The organism is Lentzea sp. NPDC004789, assembly GCF_053601075.1.
Window position 1 is genome coordinate 243465 of sequence record NZ_JBSGBE010000006.1, and the last position, 17051, is coordinate 260515.

18 protein-coding genes are annotated in these 17051 nt (G+C 69.3%); 7 read left to right on the forward strand and 11 right to left on the reverse strand.

All coding sequences use genetic code 11. From position 1 onward, the window contains the following. Positions 1-5: 5 nt before the first annotated feature. Together ACWEIJ_RS16355 and ACWEIJ_RS16360 are read right to left on the reverse strand one after the other, a co-directional pair. Entirely contained in the window at positions 6-1004 is a 999-nt protein-coding gene (locus ACWEIJ_RS16355) for a CaiB/BaiF CoA transferase family protein (RefSeq protein ID WP_449838199.1), read from the reverse strand. Then, positions 1001-1291 carry an antibiotic biosynthesis monooxygenase family protein gene (locus ACWEIJ_RS16360; protein ID WP_449837981.1) on the reverse strand — a complete coding sequence of 97 codons (291 nt, stop codon included), beginning with the start codon at positions 1289-1291 and terminating at the stop codon, positions 1001-1003. The genes ACWEIJ_RS16355 and ACWEIJ_RS16360 overlap by 4 nt, the downstream gene beginning before the upstream one ends. 87 nt (positions 1292-1378) lie before the next feature. Between ACWEIJ_RS16360 and ACWEIJ_RS16365 the strand changes: the two genes are divergently transcribed. Then, entirely contained in the window at positions 1379-2173 is a 795-nt protein-coding gene (locus ACWEIJ_RS16365; protein ID WP_449837982.1) for a cyclase family protein, read from the forward strand. Between the two features lie 132 nt (positions 2174-2305). Here the strand turns inward: ACWEIJ_RS16365 and ACWEIJ_RS16370 are convergent, their stop codons facing one another. The 8 genes from ACWEIJ_RS16370 to ACWEIJ_RS16405 form a co-directional block, all read right to left on the reverse strand. Then, positions 2306-3208 (reverse strand): acyltransferase domain-containing protein, encoded by a 903-nt coding sequence (locus ACWEIJ_RS16370; RefSeq protein ID WP_449837983.1) that lies wholly within the window; start codon positions 3206-3208, stop codon positions 2306-2308. A gap of 94 nt (positions 3209-3302) precedes the next feature. Next, complete coding sequence (locus tag ACWEIJ_RS16375; protein ID WP_449837984.1) at positions 3303-4517, reverse strand: ketosynthase chain-length factor; 1215 nt, start codon at positions 4515-4517, stop codon at positions 3303-3305. Further along, the gene (locus tag ACWEIJ_RS16380; RefSeq protein ID WP_449837985.1) at positions 4514-5782 is read right to left on the reverse strand and encodes a beta-ketoacyl-[acyl-carrier-protein] synthase family protein; all 1269 of its coding nucleotides are present in this window, start codon (positions 5780-5782) and stop codon (positions 4514-4516) included. The genes ACWEIJ_RS16375 and ACWEIJ_RS16380 overlap by 4 nt, the downstream gene beginning before the upstream one ends. Beyond that, on the reverse strand, positions 5779-6489 hold the full coding sequence (locus ACWEIJ_RS16385) for a hypothetical protein (RefSeq protein ID WP_449837986.1): 711 nt from the start codon (positions 6487-6489) through the stop codon (positions 5779-5781). Before ACWEIJ_RS16385 ends, ACWEIJ_RS16380 begins: the two co-directional genes overlap by 4 nt. Further along, the gene (locus ACWEIJ_RS16390; RefSeq protein WP_449837987.1) at positions 6490-6675 is read right to left on the reverse strand and encodes a hypothetical protein; all 186 of its coding nucleotides are present in this window, start codon (positions 6673-6675) and stop codon (positions 6490-6492) included. Positions 6676-6684: 9 nt separating this feature from the next. Next, entirely contained in the window at positions 6685-7620 is a 936-nt protein-coding gene (locus ACWEIJ_RS16395; RefSeq protein ID WP_449837988.1) for an aromatase/cyclase, read from the reverse strand. A 25-nt stretch (positions 7621-7645) separates the two neighbouring features. Then, positions 7646-7897, reverse strand: coding sequence for an acyl carrier protein (locus ACWEIJ_RS16400; RefSeq protein WP_449837989.1), 252 nt, complete (start codon positions 7895-7897; stop codon positions 7646-7648). A gap of 168 nt (positions 7898-8065) precedes the next feature. Then, on the reverse strand, positions 8066-8875 hold the full coding sequence (locus ACWEIJ_RS16405; protein WP_449837990.1) for an AfsR/SARP family transcriptional regulator: 810 nt from the start codon (positions 8873-8875) through the stop codon (positions 8066-8068). A gap of 222 nt (positions 8876-9097) precedes the next feature. Here ACWEIJ_RS16405 and ACWEIJ_RS16410 point away from each other — a divergent pair, with 222 nt between their 5' ends. From ACWEIJ_RS16410 to ACWEIJ_RS16425, 4 genes are read left to right on the forward strand one after another with little or no spacing between them, the layout of a single operon-like run. Next, on the forward strand, positions 9098-9283 hold the full coding sequence (locus ACWEIJ_RS16410; protein ID WP_449837991.1) for a hypothetical protein: 186 nt from the start codon (positions 9098-9100) through the stop codon (positions 9281-9283). A 17-nt stretch (positions 9284-9300) separates the two neighbouring features. Further along, positions 9301-11550 (forward strand): TOMM precursor leader peptide-binding protein, encoded by a 2250-nt coding sequence (locus ACWEIJ_RS16415; protein WP_449837992.1) that lies wholly within the window; start codon positions 9301-9303, stop codon positions 11548-11550. Positions 11551-11579: 29 nt separating this feature from the next. Further along, a complete protein-coding gene (locus ACWEIJ_RS16420; protein ID WP_449837993.1) occupies positions 11580-12239 on the forward strand; it encodes a hypothetical protein in 660 nt (219 codons plus the stop codon). Between the two features lie 55 nt (positions 12240-12294). Further along, positions 12295-14586, forward strand: coding sequence for a sensor histidine kinase (locus tag ACWEIJ_RS16425; protein ID WP_449837994.1), 2292 nt, complete (start codon positions 12295-12297; stop codon positions 14584-14586). Positions 14587-14670: 84 nt separating this feature from the next. On the opposite strand, the gene ACWEIJ_RS16430 is transcribed toward ACWEIJ_RS16425, so the two are convergent. After that, a complete protein-coding gene (locus tag ACWEIJ_RS16430) occupies positions 14671-15276 on the reverse strand; it encodes a response regulator transcription factor (RefSeq protein WP_449837995.1) in 606 nt (201 codons plus the stop codon). 140 nt (positions 15277-15416) lie between these two features. Here ACWEIJ_RS16430 and ACWEIJ_RS16435 point away from each other — a divergent pair, with 140 nt between their 5' ends. Both ACWEIJ_RS16435 and ACWEIJ_RS16440 read left to right on the forward strand, forming a co-directional pair. Continuing rightward, complete coding sequence (locus ACWEIJ_RS16435) at positions 15417-16004, forward strand: flavodoxin family protein (protein WP_449837996.1); 588 nt, start codon at positions 15417-15419, stop codon at positions 16002-16004. A gap of 4 nt (positions 16005-16008) precedes the next feature. After that, positions 16009-17043 carry a ketoacyl-ACP synthase III family protein gene (locus ACWEIJ_RS16440; protein WP_449837997.1) on the forward strand — a complete coding sequence of 345 codons (1035 nt, stop codon included), beginning with the start codon at positions 16009-16011 and terminating at the stop codon, positions 17041-17043. Positions 17044-17051 lie beyond the last annotated feature (8 nt).

A 17051-nucleotide genomic window follows, 5' to 3' on the forward strand; every position in this document is an offset into this window, starting at 1 on the left:
GCAATCTACTCAACGGAAAAGCGCGGTGCGGGGGTGGCGGCGCCTTCCTGGGTGAACACCCCGCGCGCGACGAGATGCGGGTGCGAGGCCGCTTCCGCCAAGGTCAGCACGGGGGTCACGCAGGCGTCGGACGACGCGAACACCTCGGCCCACTCGTCGCGGGTCCTGGTCAGGAACGCCTCGGCGAGCGTCTTGCGCACCAGCGGCCAGCCGTCACGGTCCATTTGAGACGGAAGTTCGTCCGGCGACAACCCCAAACCGGACAGCAACAATGCGTAGAACTGCGGCTCCAACGAGCCCACCGCAACGGAACGGCCGTCAGCGCACTCGTAGAGCGCGTAGAACGGGCATCCACCGTCCAGCAGGTTCGAGTCCGGTGCGTCCTCCCACACCGACTGCGCCTTCATCGACCAGATCATCTGCGCCAGTGACGCCACACCGTCGACGATCGCGGCGTCGACCACCTGTCCGCGTCCGGTGCGCCCGCGTTCCCACAACGCGGCCAGCACGCCCAGCACCAGGTACAGCGAACCACCGCCGAAGTCGCCGACCAGGTTCAGCGGTGGCTTGCCGATCGCGTGCAGCACGCCGGTCAGCGACAGGTAGTTGATGTCGTGCCCGGCCCGGTCGGCGAGTGGACCGGTCTGGCCCCACCCCGTCATCCGCGCGTAGACCAGGCCGGGGTTGACCGCCAGGCAGTCGGACGGCCCGAGGCCCAGCCGTTCCAGCACACCAGGGCGGAAGCCCTCGATCACCACGTCGGCGGCCGAGATCAGCGACAGCACCGAAGCACGCCCGGCAGCGGACTTCAGGTCCGCCGACACCGAACGCCTGCCGCGCAACAGGAAGTCGCGGGAGGCATCCGGCACCACGGACAGGCCGCCGGACGGGCGCTCGACGCGCACGACCTCCGCGCCGAGGTCCGCGAGCAGCATCGCGCCGTGCGGACCGGGGCCGATGCCGCCGAACTCGACGACCTTCAAACCCTCCAGCGGAGCCATCAGGCTTCGAACGAAAGGCGAGGGCTGAAGATCGCGCCGTGCGACTCGGCCAGGCCGCGCATCGCCTTGGCGTGGGCGCCGAAGTCCGGGTGCGCGAGAGCGCCGCGCAACGCGTCCGCGCTCTCCCACAACGCGATGTTCACGTACGAGGCCGGGTCGTCCAGCTGACGTGAGAGCGTGTACTCGATCAGGCCGGGCTGCTCGCGCAGGAACGCCGCCGTCTCGTCGAAGGCCTTCTCGAACTCCTCGGGGTCACCGGTGAGCGTGAAGCGGTTGACGAAGGTGATCATGGCCCCTCCAGAAGCGGTGTCAGCTGGGGAAACCATGCACACCGCGTCTTGAGACGTGCTCAAGGAACGCCCGCCAAGCTCGCAACCATGCGCATCATCGATCTGTCTTCCCACATTGACGCATCCGCGTACGAAGCGGACCCGGTGACGCACGAGGTGCTCACGGCCGCCCAGGGTGCCGAACACATGGCCGAGCAGCTCAAGCAGCGGCTGGGCATCGAGTTCGACGTGTCCGTGCTGCGGGACTCGGAGTTCCTGACGCTGGACCGGATCAGCCTCACCTCCCACACCGGCACGCACGTCGACGCGCCGTCGCACTACGGCTCGAAGACGACGTACGGCAACGGAATCCCGCGCCACATCGACGAGATGCCGCTGGAGTGGTTCCACAACCCCGGCGTGAAGCTCGACGTCCGCGGGCACGGCACCGGCGTCATCGGCCCGGAGGTCCTCGAAAAGGAGTTCGCCCGCATCGGGTACACGCCGAAGCCGATGGACATCGTCATCCTCGACACCGGCGCCGCGCAGCACGCGGGCACCCAGACCTACTTCACCGACTACACCGGGCTCGACGGCCCCGCCACGAACCTGTTGCTGGACCTGGGGGTCAAGGTGATCGCCACCGACGCGTTCAGCCTCGACGCGCCGTTCCCGGACATCGTCAAGCGCTATCTGGCGACCGAGGACCAGAGCGTGCTGTGGCCCGCGCACTTCGCCGGCCGCGACCGCGAGTACTGCCAGATCGAGCGCCTGAGCAACCTGGAGGCGTTGCCGGACTTCGGGTTCACCGTCGTCGCGTTCCCCGTCAAGATCAAGGGCGCGGGAGCCGGCTGGACGCGGGCCGTCGCCCTCCTCGACGACCAGGCCTCAAGTGAGAGCTGAATCACCATTCCTACCTTGAAAGGTATGGAGAACAACGAAATATGGCCACCCGAGAACGAAGACCACATCGTCCGCGGCATTGACTAGAACGAGCGAAGGGCCGCCCTCCAGGAGAGGGCGGCCCTTAATACGTCATGCCAACCGAGCGCGAGCGGACTCAACGGAATCCGCCGCGTCGAGCAACGGCAGCACCTGCGAAGCACCGGACCGCACCGCCTTCGTGCGGCGCGCGAACGACGTCAGCGTCTGGCCCGGCCCGGCTTCCACCAGCAGCACGTCGTACATCGCCACGAGCTCGTTCAACGCCGGTCCGAAGTAGACGGCGTCGGTGAGCTGCCGCGTCCAGAACCGCGCGGACAGCGCGTCCTCCGCGGTCATCAGCTTGCCCGTGTAACCGGAGTACACCGGGATCGAGGGCGCGGCAGGCGAAGCACTCCACGACGCCAGCGCCTCGTCCACGGCGGGCTGCATCGCCGGGCTGTGGAACGGCGTCGAAGCCGGCACCGTCACCACGATGAACTCGTCCGCCTCCAGCCGCGCACGCACGTCGGCCAGCGGCGCGTCCGACCCGGCCAGCATCGTCTGCCGCGCCGAGTTCACGGCGGCGATCGCCACGTCACCGACCAGGTACGGCACGAGCTCGGCCTCCGAAGCCGCCACCGCCAGCATGCCACCGGACGGGATGGGCACCGCCGACACCACCCGGTCCCGCACCAGCGAAACGGCTTCCTCCAACGAGAAGACGCCGGCCAGCGTTGCCGCGACCACCTCACCGGCGGAGTGCCCGATCAACGCCACGGGCTGCACGCCCCACGACAGGACCATGCGCCCCAACGCGTAGTCGACCGCGAACAACAACGGCTGCGCCCGGGACACGTGATCGATGTCGGCCCCGGCCAGCCAGTCCTCGCAGGCAACGGAACCGACCTCGCCGAACAGCTCGACCACCTCGTCGATCACCGAGGTGAACACGGGCTCCGCGCCGTACAGGGAGGCCGCCATCCGCGGGTACTGCGACCCCTGCCCGGGAAACATCAGAGCTACATCCATCTGGGCAACATCCACAAGAAGCCTCCAGAAAAGCGACAGGGGCCGCGAGGAAGACCTCACGACCCCTGTGCGGGTGACATCACCTGTACTCGCGAACCACCATGGCGGAGTTGAACCCGCCCTTGCCGCGCCCGAGCACCAGAGCGGCCTTCACCTTGCCGTGCCGCGCCTCGTTCATCACGAGGTCGATCTCGTACTCCGGCACGGGGTTCTCGACGTTGACCGTCGGCGGGATCGCGCTCCAGTAGATGGAGAGGATCGCCGACGCCACGTCCAGGGACCCGCCGCCGGCGAACAGGCGGCCGGTCATGGTCTTCGGCGCCGTCACCGGCACGCCGAACGGACCGAAGATGCCCTTGATCGCCTCGGCCTCCGCCTTGTCGAGCTCGGGAATCCCCGCCGCGTCCGCGAAGACGACGTCGATCTCCGAGGCGTCCATGCCGGCGTCGCGCAACGCGAGCTCCGCCGCCCGCCTCAGCCCCGGCTCGCGCGAGGGCATCCGCGAGTCGAACGTCGAGGCGTACCCGACGATCTCGCCGTAGATCCTGGTGCCGGGACGCCCGGCCGCCGACTCCGGCGTCTCGACCACCATGATCGCGCCGCCCTCACCCGCGACGTACCCGGAGGCGTCGCGGTCGAACGGCAGGTAGGCGCGCTTCGGGTTGTTGCTGCGGGACAGGCAACCCGACGCCTGGTGCGCCACCCAGGCCCACGGGCACAGCGAGGAGTCCATGCCGCCGGTCAACGCCAGCTGGACACCCTTGCGCAGCTGGCGCCGCGCGTGCCCGATGGAGTCGATGCCACCGGCCTGCTCCGACACGACGACCGCGCCGGGACCGCGCGTGCCGTGCCGGATGGAGATCTGGCCCGTGTTGACGGCGTAGAACCAGGCGAACGACTGGTACGCCGAGACGTACTCCGGCCCCTGGTGCCACAGCTTCTGCAGCTCGCGCTGACCGAACTCGTACCCGCCCGCCGTCGCCGCGGTGATCACCGCGATGTCGGTGTCCGGGATGTCGTTGGGCTGCACACCGGCGCCGCGCAACGCCCAGTCCGTGCCCACCAGCGTCAACCGCGTCATGTGGTCCGTCTGCGGCAGCAGCCGGCCCTGCAGGTGCCGGCCTGCCTCGAAGCCCGGCACCTCACCGGCGATCTTCGCCCAGTAGTTGGCACTGTCGAACCGGGTGATCGGCTTGATCGCCGCCTCCCCGTGCAGGGTCGCCCGCCAGTACGCGGTCGGCCCCAGCCCGTTCGGCGACGCGATGCCGATTCCCGTCACCACCGCCCGAGTCACCGGCCTGCCCCTTCCACCTTCTTGAGCACCATGGCGCTCTGGAATCCACCGAAACCACTGCCCACGGTCAGCACCGTGTCGACCTTCTTCTCGCGTGCGACCAGCGGTGTGTAGTCGAGGTCGCACTCGGGGTCCGGCTCGTGCAGGTTCGCCGTCGGAGGGATGAGGTCCTGCTCGAACGCCAGCAGGGAGCCGACGATCTCCAGGGACCCGATCGCGCCGAGCGAGTGCCCGATCATGGACTTGAAGCCCGAGACCGGCGTCTTGTAGGCGTGCGCGCCGAGCGAACGCTTGAACGCCGCCGTCTCGTGCAGGTCGTTCTGCTTGGTGCCGGAGCCGTGCGCGTTGATGTAACCGACGTCCGTGGCGTCCGACCGCGCCTGCTTCAGCGCGATGTTGATGGCGTCGGACATCTCGATGCCCTCGGGGTGCAGGCCGGTCATGTGGTAGGCGTTGCACCGCGAGGCGAAGCCGGCGACCTCACCGTAGATGTGCGCGCCGCGAGCGCGGGCGTGTTCCAGCTCCTCCAGCACGATGATCGCGCACCCCTCGCCCAGCACCAGTCCGTCGCGCGTCTTGTCGAACGGGCGGCAGGCGGTGGCCGGGTCGTCGTTGCGGGTGCTGGACGCGCGGATGACGTCGAAGCACACCACGGTGATCGGGGAGAGCGGGGCCTCGGTGCCGCCGGTGACGACGACGTCCGCGGAACCCTCCATGATCAGCTCGGCCGCGTACCCGACCGAGTCCAGGCCGGAGGTGCAGCCCGTGGAGACCACGGAGACCGGGCCTTCCGCGCCGACCGTCCACGCCAGCTCCGTCGCCATCGAGGACGGCGTGAAGTAGTCGTAGAGGTGCGGCACGGCGTAGGACTGGTCGACCTCCCAGTACTTGCCCCGGTCGGAGCCGACGATGAACTCGCGCTCCAGCGAGGTCGTGCAGCCGACCGCGGTGCCGAGCGAGACACCGATGCGGCCGGGGTCGAGCTGGTCGAACTCGATGCCCGAGTCGGCCATCGCCTCGCGGCCCGCGACGACCGCGAACTGCGCGGCGCGGTCGAGCCTGCGGATCTCCTGCGGCGTAAGACCTTCGCGCACGGGGTCGAAGTCTGCTTCACCCGCCATGCGGGAGCGGTACGGAGACGCGTCGAAGTGCGTGATGATGCGAGTCGCCGTACGCCCTTCGGACAGCAGTTTCCAATACGCCTTCGTTCCGATGCCACCAGGTGCGACCACGCCCACCCCGGTGATGACGGCGCGACGACTCATCGGACACCTCCAATCGCCTTCTGTGCGGACACGGTCTGCTCCAATCTCGGACAGGGCACGGGAGCGATACCTGTCTCTGCCGAATGAACCGATGGTGAAACGGCCCGATCGAGGCCACCTCGAACGACGGCGTAGGACCCCTGTACGAGTCCCGCCCCCGCATCGGCCGCGAACAGCTGTTTCGCCGCCGAGCCGCCGTCGTCGCAACCGAATCCCAGGGGCACACCGGTTTCCGCGACAGCGGCGACGATCTCGCCCACCTGGTCGGGCCACAACGCGCCCGCGGTGTCGTGCAGAATCACGGTTTCCGCCCCAGCCTCCGCGGCTGTCAGCACGACCTCCAACGCGTGTTCGGGGTCGATCAGCCAGCCGTCGAAGAAGTCCCGCGCCTCGACGATCACTCGCCGTCCGGCGCGCACGAGTTGACGCACGGCCTCCCGGAGGACCGAGAAGCCGTGCTCCTGCACAACTATTGCCACCGCGGGGGTTTCCGCGGCGAGCAGTGCGGTGAGGTCCTCCGCACCACCGGAAGCGATGAGGGTGGCGGTTCGCAACCGGAGTTCCCGAGCCGCGCGGCTGTAGAACCACCGCGAGGGCCGGCCTCCGTCGACGAACGCGACTCCGAGCGCGTCGAGGCGCCGCGCCGCGACCAGTCTGTCCGAAATGGACAGGCTGGTGCGACGCAGCGAGACGTCGTAGAGCTCCATCTAGAACCCCGACAGCAGTACGCGGGAGGCCTCGATCTCGTAGGCACAGGGCGCCACCTCGGAGGGGCATCCCTTGCGCTGGTGCTCGACCGCGGCCTTCTCCAGGTACATCGACACCACGTAGAGCCCGTTGCGGCTGGCGGCGCGCGCAGCGGCCGTCAGCAGGTCCACGCCACCCAGCCCCATCGCTTCACCTCACCCGTTCTCCGCGAATTCCTTCGCGTGCCGCAGAGTCGTGAGGCTGTTGGTCCCCAGCGCGTGGCGGATGAGCTCGCGGGCGCGCTCGATCGTGCCGTCGGCCCCCAGCACCTCGGGAACGACCTCCGGCCGGATGACGACCGTGTGGTGGGAGGTCGCCTCGATGCCGGCCTCGATGCCGTCGCCGATGTCCTTGAACGTCCACCGGCCGACGTGCGCCGCCATGATCGGCGGTGTGCGCGTCTGCTTGTAGACGATGCTGTCGTACGGGAAGCAGACCCGCACCGAGTGCGTGGTGTGGATCGACCCGTCCGGGCTGCGCGTGTCCATCTCCATGGACTGCACGCCGGTGACCGCTTCCTTCAGGTCCAGCCGCGCCACGTGCGGCAGGCGCTGAGGCCACAGGTCCGACCGGTAGAGGAACTCGAAGACGTCCCTGCGGCTCGCGTGGATCGTGATGCTGTCCGAGAACGACAGCACCAGCTTGTCGTAGTCGTCGCCGTACTCGGCCGCGCGCTTCAACGCGGCCAGCTCGGCGTCGCTGTTGTTGTTGACGGCGTTCAGGATGAGATCGACCGCTTCCGGCTGGGCCGCGGTGAAGTGGTGCAGCAGATCGACCCGGGTCGCCGAGTCGGCGATCGGGACGATCCGCCACTGTCCTCCCATGGTCTTCACCGGTGCCGCCGAACGTTCCTGCTGGAACTCGATGTGCAGGTTCGCCGGGTCGAGCTCGCGACGAGACGTCCACGTGCGCACGTCACCGTTGGCGAACGCGTGCAACCGCAACCGCTCGGTCGAGCCGTCCCGTTCGAACACCTCGGCGTGCACCGTGGGTCCGAAGGTGTACGGCCAGGTCGTCACGTCCGCGACCAGGTCGTAGACCACCTTGGCGGGAGCACCGATCATGACCGTGTGCGTGGTGGTGTGCGTCATGCCCGTCTCCGTTCCCGAGTCGCCGTCAGGCCGCGATCTGGCTGTTGACCTTGTCCAGCAGCTGACGCGGCGTCTCGATGTACGCCATCTCGTCGTCGGCGACGGCGACCCCGTGCTTGCGCTTGATCAGCGCGACCGTCTCCAGCAGGGCGAGGGAGTCGAAGCCCAGCTCGAGGAACGGGATGTCGAGAATGTCCTGGCCGGCCTTGAACGAGTCGTCCTCGCCGGCGGCCTCGTTGAGAATCTCCTTGAGACCCTCGATGGTCAGTGCGCTCACGGCTTTTTCCTTTCCTCACCGGGCGTTTCCGCGCGCCCACAAAGTGAGGTTGCCAGCACGCACTGGTAGTCCAGTGGAGACTTCCTCGAACTTTCCGGCCAGAAATCGTTGACCCACAACGAAAAAGCGGCCCCCACCACGGTGTGGTGCGGGCCGCTGGAATTCGGATCAGGCCAGAAGACCTTGCTGTTGCCGGTTTCCGGCCCAGTCGAGGCGCGGGTCGGACGAGACGATCGCCTGCTGCAGGTGCTGCATGCGTGCCGACGGCTCGACGCCGAGCTCGTCGACGAGCGTGCGCCGCAACGCTCTGAACGCGTCCAGCGCCTGCCACTGCCGTCCCGCGCGGAAGAGCGAGATCATGTACTGCGCGCACAGGTGTTCGTTCATCGGGTGCTGCGCGGTCAGCACGGCGAGCTCGCTCAGCAACGCCTTGTGCCTGCCCATCTGCACGTCCGCGTCGATGCGGGTCTCCAGCGCGCTGAGCCGCGCCTCCTCCAGGCGGACCGCCTCGATGCCGAGCGGCATGCCGGGCCGCACGTCGACCACGGCCGGGCCGCGCCAGATCTCCAGCGCGGAGCGCAGCAACCGGGACGCCACCGCGTAGTCCCCCGCGTCGTAGGCGTGGTGGCCCGACCGCAGGAGCCGTTCGAACTCGTGCACGTCGACGGCGGTCTCCGGCACGTCGAGCAGATAGCCGCCGTAACGGGTGACCAGCACTTCCTTGGCTTCGGTGTCGTCGGACGCGGCCAGCGCGTCCCCGATCAGCCTGCGCAGCTGCAGGATGTAGGTCTGCAACGTGGTGCGCGCACTGCGCGGCGGGCGGTCGCCCCACAGTTCCTCGACGAGCGTCGGGACCTGCACGACCTGTCCCGCGTTCAGCGCGAGCAGCGCCAGGATCTGGCGTGGCTTGGCGGCGGACGGAACGAACGACCTGCCGTTGACCGTGGCTTCCACCAGACCGAGGACCTTGATCTGCATCGTCGTCCCTCCTCCGCGATCGTGCTGTGAACTCATGAACAAGTTGACCGCAAGAGGGCGCAGAACGGCAGTGTCCCTGCCATCAAACGCGGATGAAGTCGGCCCGCCGCGGGCATGAGAACTTCACATGCCCGCGCATTAGTGGGTAACTACCGGGTTTCCCCTCGTCACACGGACGATTGGTGTCAACGCTACTTGGGATTCATGATCTGGGGAGTTGACATGGCTGAGAACCGCACCTTCGAACTGATCCTCTCGCCCGCCGAGTCGCACGTGGACGACGACGCGGTGGTCGCGATCTACGAGTTCGACCGCCCGACGCACGCCGGCGACAACGCGTTCCTGTTCTTCAGCATCTGCCAGGGGCCGGGCGGCATCGGCCACGCGGTCGAGCTGCTGGCCGCCTGAACACACCTGGAACGGTCGTGAGAGAACGCATCGGGTTCAAACGACACCTGCGCACCGAAATCGTGCGGGGTGAGGCCGTCTACCTGTTCTCCGAGAACGGGGTGACGGCTCTGCGCGGGCCACACGTGGAACTGATCGCCCCCTTGCTCGACGGGACGAGGGATCTCACCGCACTGCTCAGCGAGATGCCCTCCCACGTTCCCGCCGAGCACGTGGGACGCGTGCTGACCCGGCTGGGAGCAGCCGGGCTCATCGGTACGCGCGAACCCGATGACCACCCCGGCGATCCGGCCGGACGGGCGGCGGCACTGGCGTACTGGGACGCGGCGGGACTGGACGCCTCCTGCGCTCTCACCAGCACGAGCACCGCCCGCGTACGACTCCTCGCCGTGGGCGGGGCGAACACCGATGTCATGGCCAGCGCGCTGCGACGCGCCGGGCTCCTCCTCAGCGCCGAGGACGAGCCGGGTGCCGCGCTCACCGTCGTGGTCTGCGACGACTACCTCGCTCCCGACCTGAGGGAACTGGACGAGTCCCATCGCGCCACGGGCACGCCGTGGCTGCTCACCAAACCGACCGGCACGCAGGTGTGGGTCGGACCGATCTTCACGCCGGGGGACGGCGCCTGCTGGCGTTGCCTCGCGACCCGGTTGTCGGCCAACCGGCCGGCCGAGGCGCACGTGCAGGCCCGCTGCGGGCAGCGAGGTCCCGCGCCGCGCCCGGCCGTGCAGCTGCCGTCCGTGACCGCGACCGCCGTCGAGATCGCGGCGCTGGAGGCCACGAAGTGGCTGGCGGGCCACCGTCACCCCGGTCAGCGCGAGGTGTGGGCGTGCGACAGCCTCACCCTGCGCACCACGCACCACCAGGTCAGGGCGCTGCCGCAGTGCGAAGGCTGCGGCGACCCGGACATCGTGCGCAGGCAGGCGCACGAGCCGGTCCGGATCGGGTTCCGGCCCAAGCGGTCCCGCGACGGCGGCGGTCACCGGTCCGCGACGCCCGGCGAGGTGCTCGACGCGTACCGCCACCTGATCAGCCCCGTCACCGGCGTGGTCAAGGACGTCCGGCGCGACTCGCGCGGCCCGAGCATCTTCCACTCCTACCGATCCGGGCTGAACCACGCCGCGAACGGCAGCGGGTTCGACGGGCTGCGCTCGACCCTGCGGTGCGAGAACGGCGGCAAGGGCGTCACGGCGCTCGACGCCGAGGTCGGCGCGCTGTGCGAGGCGCTGGAGCGCTACAGCGCCGGCTACCACGGCGACGAGGCGCGGATCCTCGGCAGTTTCCGCACCCTCGGCGACGAGGCGGTGCACCCCGACACCTTCCAGCTCTACCACCCGCGCCAGTTCGAGAACCGGACGGCGTGGAACGCGACGCATTCGGCGTTCCAGCACGTGCCGGAGCCGTTCGACGAGAGCGGCGTGCTCGACTGGACGCCGGTGTGGTCGATGACGAACCAGTGCCACCGGCTGATGCCGACCGCGGCGCTCTACTTCGGCGCGCCCACGCCCCCGTCGATCGTGGCGAGCTCCAACGGGTGCGCGGCGGGCAGCAGCATCGAGGACGCCGTGCTGCAGGGCATGCTGGAACTCGTGGAACGGGATGCGGTCGCGTTGTGGTGGTACAACCGCAGCGCCGTGCCCGCCGTCGACCTGGACGCCGCGGGTGACCCGTTCGTCGACGAACTGCGCGAGGTCTACGCCGAGCTCGGCCGCGAGCTGTGGGTGCTCGACCTCACCGCCGACCTCGGCGTACCCGTGACGGCCGCGGTGTCCCGCAGGACCGGCGGGCCGCACGAGGACATCATGTTCGGCTTCGGCGCCCACCTGGACCCGCGGATCGCGCTGCGCAGGGCGCTCACCGAGCTCAACCAGGTGATGCCCGCGATCCTCGACCTCGACGACGCCGGACGGCGCGCGCTCGACGTCGACCTGCGGAGCTGGCTCACCGGTGCGACCGTGGAGAACCAGCCGTACCTCGCACCCAGCGGAGCCCCCGCCACCCGGCACGCCTACACCAGGCAGGCCGATCTCGGTGAGGACGTCCGGTCGTTGCAGGCCCGGATCGAAGCGGCGGGAATGGAGGTGCTGGTGCTCGACCAGACCAGGCCCGACCTCGGGCTGCCGGTCGTCAAGGTGATCGTGCCCGGCATGCGGCCGTTCTGGTCGAGGCTCGCTCAAGGGCGGCTCTACGACGTACCTGTAGCACTAGGACGTGCGAAGAGACCCGCGGCTTACGACGAGCTGAACCCGATCCCGATGTTCATGTGATCCACTTCCGCAGGAGCTGGGGTACTGCCGTGAAATCACACATTCCTTCGGCGCGGCCGTTGTGGTCACTCCTCGAGGACGCGGTCGTCGTGAGCGATCCGGAACACGGCCACCTCACCGTGCGCGGCCGATGGGGTGACATCGAGGTGCTCGACCGGAGCCCGGTGGTGCGGGAAGCCTTGCACCGCATGACACTCGGGCCCGTCTCGCTCGAGAACATCCCGGCGCTGTACGAGAACTTCGCGAGCTGGAAGGCGGGCTCCGGATACTGTCCCGTGTGGCGCAGGCTCAAGCGGACGCTCGACCGGCTCGGCGGCTGCGTCATCCCGTCGCTCGGCCTCGACGACGGCGCCGGCCCGATCCTGTCCGTGCTGGCGATCGCGGGCGACGCGATCTTCACGCTGCCGCACGTCGCCCACACGCAGCCGATCTGCATCCGGCCCGACACCAGCATCGAACGCCTCAACGGCGACCAGGCGATGGTGTGTCCCGGTCTCGACTACCAGGTGACGCTGCACCGGGCACCGTCGGCGGAAATCGCGAAGTCGTTGATGCACACCGAATCCACGATCGCCGACATCGCGAACACCCTCCAGCTCGACCGGCTGATCGTCGCCGACGTCGTCGCGTACCTCGCCGGCGCGGGATTCATCGTGTTACCGGCCAATGAAATCGGCTCCGTGGCGTGACCAGATAGGTACCATGGCCTGCGGTGCGACTCCAGACTCTCAGCAAGGAGTGGTTGTGGCGGTTCACCTGGACCCCGAAGTCGCGCGGGAGTTCCCGCGGACGGCTCCCCGGCTTGTCCAACTGGTGTTGACCGTCGTTTTCAGCGGCTACTTCGTGAGCGCCTTCACCTACCTGCTCGCCGGCACGACCGCGCTGACCACCCTCGTCCCCGCCGTCGCCACGCTCGCCGTGCTCGCGTTCCTGCAGTTCCGCATCTTCAGCAACCCCCACGCCGACGTGCGCGGCCGGAAGGGCCTCATCGCCCTGGGGGCACACGGCGTGCTGGCGTTCGGCGGGCTCGCGGTCTTCGGCCAGGGCTGGACGACCATGATCAGCCTCTTCGCCGGTTCCGCCGTGCTGGTGCTGCGGCCCGCCATCGCCTGGGCGGTGTTCGGCACCGTCTGCGTGTCGGCGGGCGCGCTCCAGTGGGAGATCGACCGGGATCTCGCGCACGTCGCGTACACGGCGAACATCGTCATGGTCACCGGCCTGGTCGTGTACGGCCTGTCGCGCCTGCGTTCCCTCGTCGAGGAGCTCGACGAGGCCAGGTCGGCGCTCGCGGACACCGCGGTCACCCAGGAACGGCTGCGGTTCGCCCGCGACCTGCACGACCTGCTCGGCTACAGCCTCTCCGCGATCACGCTCAAGACCGAGTACGCGCACCGGCTGATGCTCGGCCGCGGGGACTCCGCGCGCGAAGAGCTCTCCGAGGTGCTCAAGGTCTCCCGCCAGGCGCTCGCCGACGTCCGTTCGGTCGCGTCGAGCTACCGCGAGCTCTCCCTGGACGACGAGATGACCTCAGCCCGTTCCGTGCTCGACGCGGCGGGTGTCGCCGTCACCGTCGAGACACGGCATACCGCCGAGCTCTCGCCGAAGGTGCGCACGCTGTTCGCCACCGTGCTGCGCGAAGGCGTGACGAACCTGCTGCAGCACAGCAAGGCCGAGCGGTGCGAGATCACGATCTCCTCCGCGGACGACGCGGTGTTCATCGACGTCGTCAACGACGGCGTGCAACCCAGCGGCGACGCCCGGCCCGGCAGCGGCATCGGCAACCTCACCAGCCGCGTCGAGGCACTGGGCGGCACGGTCGCCGCGGGCGCCCAGGCGGACGGCACCTACCGGCTGCGGGCCCAGCTCCCCGTGCGGCCCAGCGAGCCCGCGGAGTCGTGGGAGCCCACTCCCGCGCGACGGGCGCCGCGCATCGCACCCAAGCGGGCGACCCTGCTGACGGCCGTGCTGTTCACCGGCTACACGATCAGCGCACTGACCCTGGTGTGGCACTCCGCGATCCCCCAGCAGGCGATGTTCGTCGCCGGGGCGAGCGTGATCTGCTCGCTGGCACTGGTGCTCGGCTACCTCTGCAGACCTGACGTCGAGGTCAGAGCCCCGCTGGGCTACGCGTTGCTGGCGATCCTGGTGGTCCTCACCTACGCGCCGATCATCGCGTTCGACAGCCCGTGGCTCGGTCTGCCCGGCTTCCTCGCCGGCGCCGCGCTGCTGGTGCTGCCGCCACGCCTCGGCGTGGTCGCGTTCGCGGGCGTCGTCATCAGCATCGGCCTGCTCTACACCTTCGAGACCGGCGGCGGAGGCCTGGTCAACAGCGCCTACGGCTTCATCGCCACCACGAACATCGGCCTCGTCGTCTGGGCCATCACCCGGTTGCGCTCGATGGTGTCGCAGCTGCACGACGCCCGATCCGAGCTCGCCGAGCTGGCCGTCACCAAGGAACGCCTCCGGTTCGCCCGCGACCTGCACGACCTGCTCGGTTTCAGCCTCTCCGCGATCACGTTGAAGAGCGAGCTGTCCCGCCGCCTGATCGGCAGGGACGACGAGCGGGCGCGGCAGGAACTGGACGAGATCCTCCAGATCTCCCGGCAGGCGCTCGCCGACGTCCGCGCGGTCTCGTCGAGCTACCGGGAACTCTCGCTGACCACCGAGAAGGAGTCGGCCCGCGCGCTGCTGACGGCCGCGGACATCGAGGTGAGGATGAACCTCGAGGAGTGCGAGCTGTCCCAGGAGGTCCGCACGACGCTCGCCACGGTGCTGCGCGAGGGCGTGACGAACCTGCTGCGCCACAGCAAGGCGGAGCACTGCGAGATCACCCTGGTCCGCGGCGACGACCGGCTGACGCTGGCGATCGTGAACGACGGGCTCGCCGGGCACCGCGAGCCCGACGGGAGCTCCGAGGGCGGCAACGGGATCGACAACCTCACAGCCCGCGTCGCCGACATCGGCGGCACGCTGGAGGCCGGCGCCATCTCCGCGGACACCTACCGGTTGTGCGCGGAGATCCCGCTGTCGCGGTGACCTGGAAGGCCGACGAGGTGATTCGCGCTCACCAGGGCGCCTCGTAGCCGTCTGACCGCGAGTCCCCGGCGAATTTCCGGACCCCTAGATCCAGCCCGCGTCCTGCGCCACGCGGATCGCGTCGACCCTGTTGCGGGCGTTCAGCTTGCTGATGATCATGGTCAGGTAGTTCCGCACGGTCCCGACCGACAACGACAGGGCCCGCGCGATGTCCGGCGCGTCCGTGCCGCTCGCGGCGAGCCTCAGCACGTCGAGCTCGCGGTCGGTCAGCGGGCATTCGCCCTGGTCCCAGGCCGCCAGCGCGAGCTGGCTGTCCACCACGCGCTTGCCCTGCTTGACGTCGCGGATGGCGGCGGCGAGCTGCGCGGGTGGCGCGTCCTTGAGGATGAAGCCGTCGACCCTGGCGGCGAGCGCCTTCCGCAGCGTGCCGGGCCGGGCGAGGCTCGTGAGCATCAGCGTGCGGACCTCGGGCAGGGTGTCCCGAATCGTGCCGGCGGCGGTCAGGCCGTCCAGGATCGGCAGGTCGATGTCGATCACGGCGACGTCCGGCTGGTGCCGCTGGACCATAGCGATGATCTTGTCACCGGAGTCGACCTCGGCGACCACCTCGATGTCCGGCTCCAGGTTGAGCAACGCGACCAGTGCGCCACGGACCATGTGCATGTCCTCGGCCAGCAAGACCCTGATCATCCCTGACGTCCCCTCGCCCCGATGCGGACACCTTATCCCCAGTGCTTCGACCTGCGCTCGATCTGACGTCGAGAGCGGACCGCGAGGGTGAGAACACCACACTCCGCGCCCGACCGGCCCCGAACCTCGAGGAACCCGACATGGACCTCAGCGTGAACGTCGCCGTTGTCTACTACTCCTCGACGGGCACCATCCACCGGATCGCCGCGGAACTGGCGGAAACGGCGGAGAAGGCCGGCGCGGAGGTGCGGCTGGTCAAGGCGGCCGAGCTGGCGCCGCGGGCCGCCATCGACTCCAGGCCGGCCTGGGCGGCCCATCTGGCCGCCACCGAGGACGTCCCGGTCGCACAGGTCGAGGACGTGCTGTGGGCCGACGCCGTGCTGTTCGGCACGCCGACCCGGTTCGGGAACATGGCGGCCCAGCTCAAGCAGTTCATCGACACGCTGGGGCCCGCGTGGTTCCGCGGCCAGCTCTCCAGCAAGGTCTACAGCGCCTTCACCTCCGGCGGCAGCTCGCACGGAGGCATGGAGACGACGCTCGTCTCGATCTACAACATGGTGTGCCACTTCGGCGGCATCATCGTGCCGCCCGGTCTGAACGAGAACCCCTACGGCACGTCACACGTGCTGGGCAGCGACAACCTCCCCGTCGGTGAGCTCGCGCTGCAGTCCGCGCGAGTGCAGGCAAATCGGGTCGTGCGGGTAGCACGGGCGCTCAAGGAGATCTGAACCGGTGCGAATCAACGAAAACGTGTACGTGCGCGGCAACGGGATCCGGCTGCCGTCGACGTTGTCGGTGGCCGACGCGATCGCTTCCGGCGAGTGCGAGCCGAAGCTGGTCGCCCGCACCGACGTGGTGTCGGTCGCGGTGTCACCGGAGGAGTCCGCCGCGGAGATGGCGGTCTCGGCCGCGCGGATGGCCTTGGGGCGGGCGGGATCGACGTCGGAGGACGTCGACCTGATCCTGCACGCCGACACCTACCACCAGGGCCAGGACCTGTGGCCGGTCGCGTCGTACCTCCAGCGGGAGACCGTGCGCAACGGCTGTCTGGCCCTGGAGATCCGCCAGATGTCCAACGGTGGCATGGCGGCGCTCGACCTCGCGGTGTCGTACCTGACGTCGCGCCAGGGCCGTGCGGACGCCTTGCTGACGACCGCGGACCGGTTCTGCCTGCCCGGCATCGACCGGTGGCGCACCGACCCCGGAACGCCCTATGCGGACGGTGCGACCGCGATCGTGCTGTCCCGCCGCGGCGGCTACGCGCGGCTGCTGTCGCTGGCCGTGCACGCCGACTCCGACCTGGAACCGCTGCACCGCGGCGACGAGCCGTTCGGGCCTGCCCCGTTCACGCACCGCATGCCGGTGGACTTCGAGGCGGCCAAGCACACGTTCAGCAGGCAGTACGGGCTGTCCCACGGCATCAACAAGGCCAACGCGGGCCAGAAGGTGGCCATCGAGGAAGCGCTCGCCGACGCGGACATGAAGATGGGCGACGCCGACTGGGTCGTGCTCCCCCACTTCGGGCGCCGCCGGCTCGACGTGAACTACCTGCGGCCCTACGACATCGACCCGGCGCGCACGACGTGGGAGTGGAGCCGGACCGTCGGTCATCTGGGCGCGGGCGACCAGTTCGCCGGGCTCGGGCACCTCGTGGACACCGGCCGGGCCCGGCCCGGTCACCGGGTCGTGCTGATCGGCGTCGGCGCCGGCTACAGCTGGGGCTGCGCGGTCGTGGAGATCACCGGGCGACCGTCCTGGGTGAGTTGAGGTTCCCC

Bases quoted from the DNA above. Each gene is read 5' to 3' on its own strand.
- ACWEIJ_RS16435 (WP_449837996.1), top strand. From the start codon at position 15,417: ATGGACCTCAGCGTGAACGTCGCCGTTGTCTACTACTCCTCGACGGGC.
- ACWEIJ_RS16410 (WP_449837991.1), top strand. From the start codon at position 9,098: ATGGCTGAGAACCGCACCTTCGAACTGATCCTCTCGCCCGCCGAGTCG.
- ACWEIJ_RS16365 (WP_449837982.1), top strand. From the start codon at position 1,379: ATGCGCATCATCGATCTGTCTTCCCACATTGACGCATCCGCGTACGAA.
- ACWEIJ_RS16385 (WP_449837986.1), bottom strand. From the start codon at position 6,489: ATGGAGCTCTACGACGTCTCGCTGCGTCGCACCAGCCTGTCCATTTCG.
- ACWEIJ_RS16360 (WP_449837981.1), bottom strand. From the start codon at position 1,291: ATGATCACCTTCGTCAACCGCTTCACGCTCACCGGTGACCCCGAGGAG.
- ACWEIJ_RS16380 (WP_449837985.1), bottom strand. From the start codon at position 5,782: ATGAGTCGTCGCGCCGTCATCACCGGGGTGGGCGTGGTCGCACCTGGT.
- ACWEIJ_RS16395 (WP_449837988.1), bottom strand. From the start codon at position 7,620: ATGACGCACACCACCACGCACACGGTCATGATCGGTGCTCCCGCCAAG.
- ACWEIJ_RS16430 (WP_449837995.1), bottom strand. From the start codon at position 15,276: ATGATCAGGGTCTTGCTGGCCGAGGACATGCACATGGTCCGTGGCGCA.
- ACWEIJ_RS16370 (WP_449837983.1), bottom strand. From the start codon at position 3,208: ATGTTTCCCGGGCAGGGGTCGCAGTACCCGCGGATGGCGGCCTCCCTG.
- ACWEIJ_RS16405 (WP_449837990.1), bottom strand. From the start codon at position 8,875: ATGCAGATCAAGGTCCTCGGTCTGGTGGAAGCCACGGTCAACGGCAGG.
- ACWEIJ_RS16390 (WP_449837987.1), bottom strand. From the start codon at position 6,675: ATGGGGCTGGGTGGCGTGGACCTGCTGACGGCCGCTGCGCGCGCCGCC.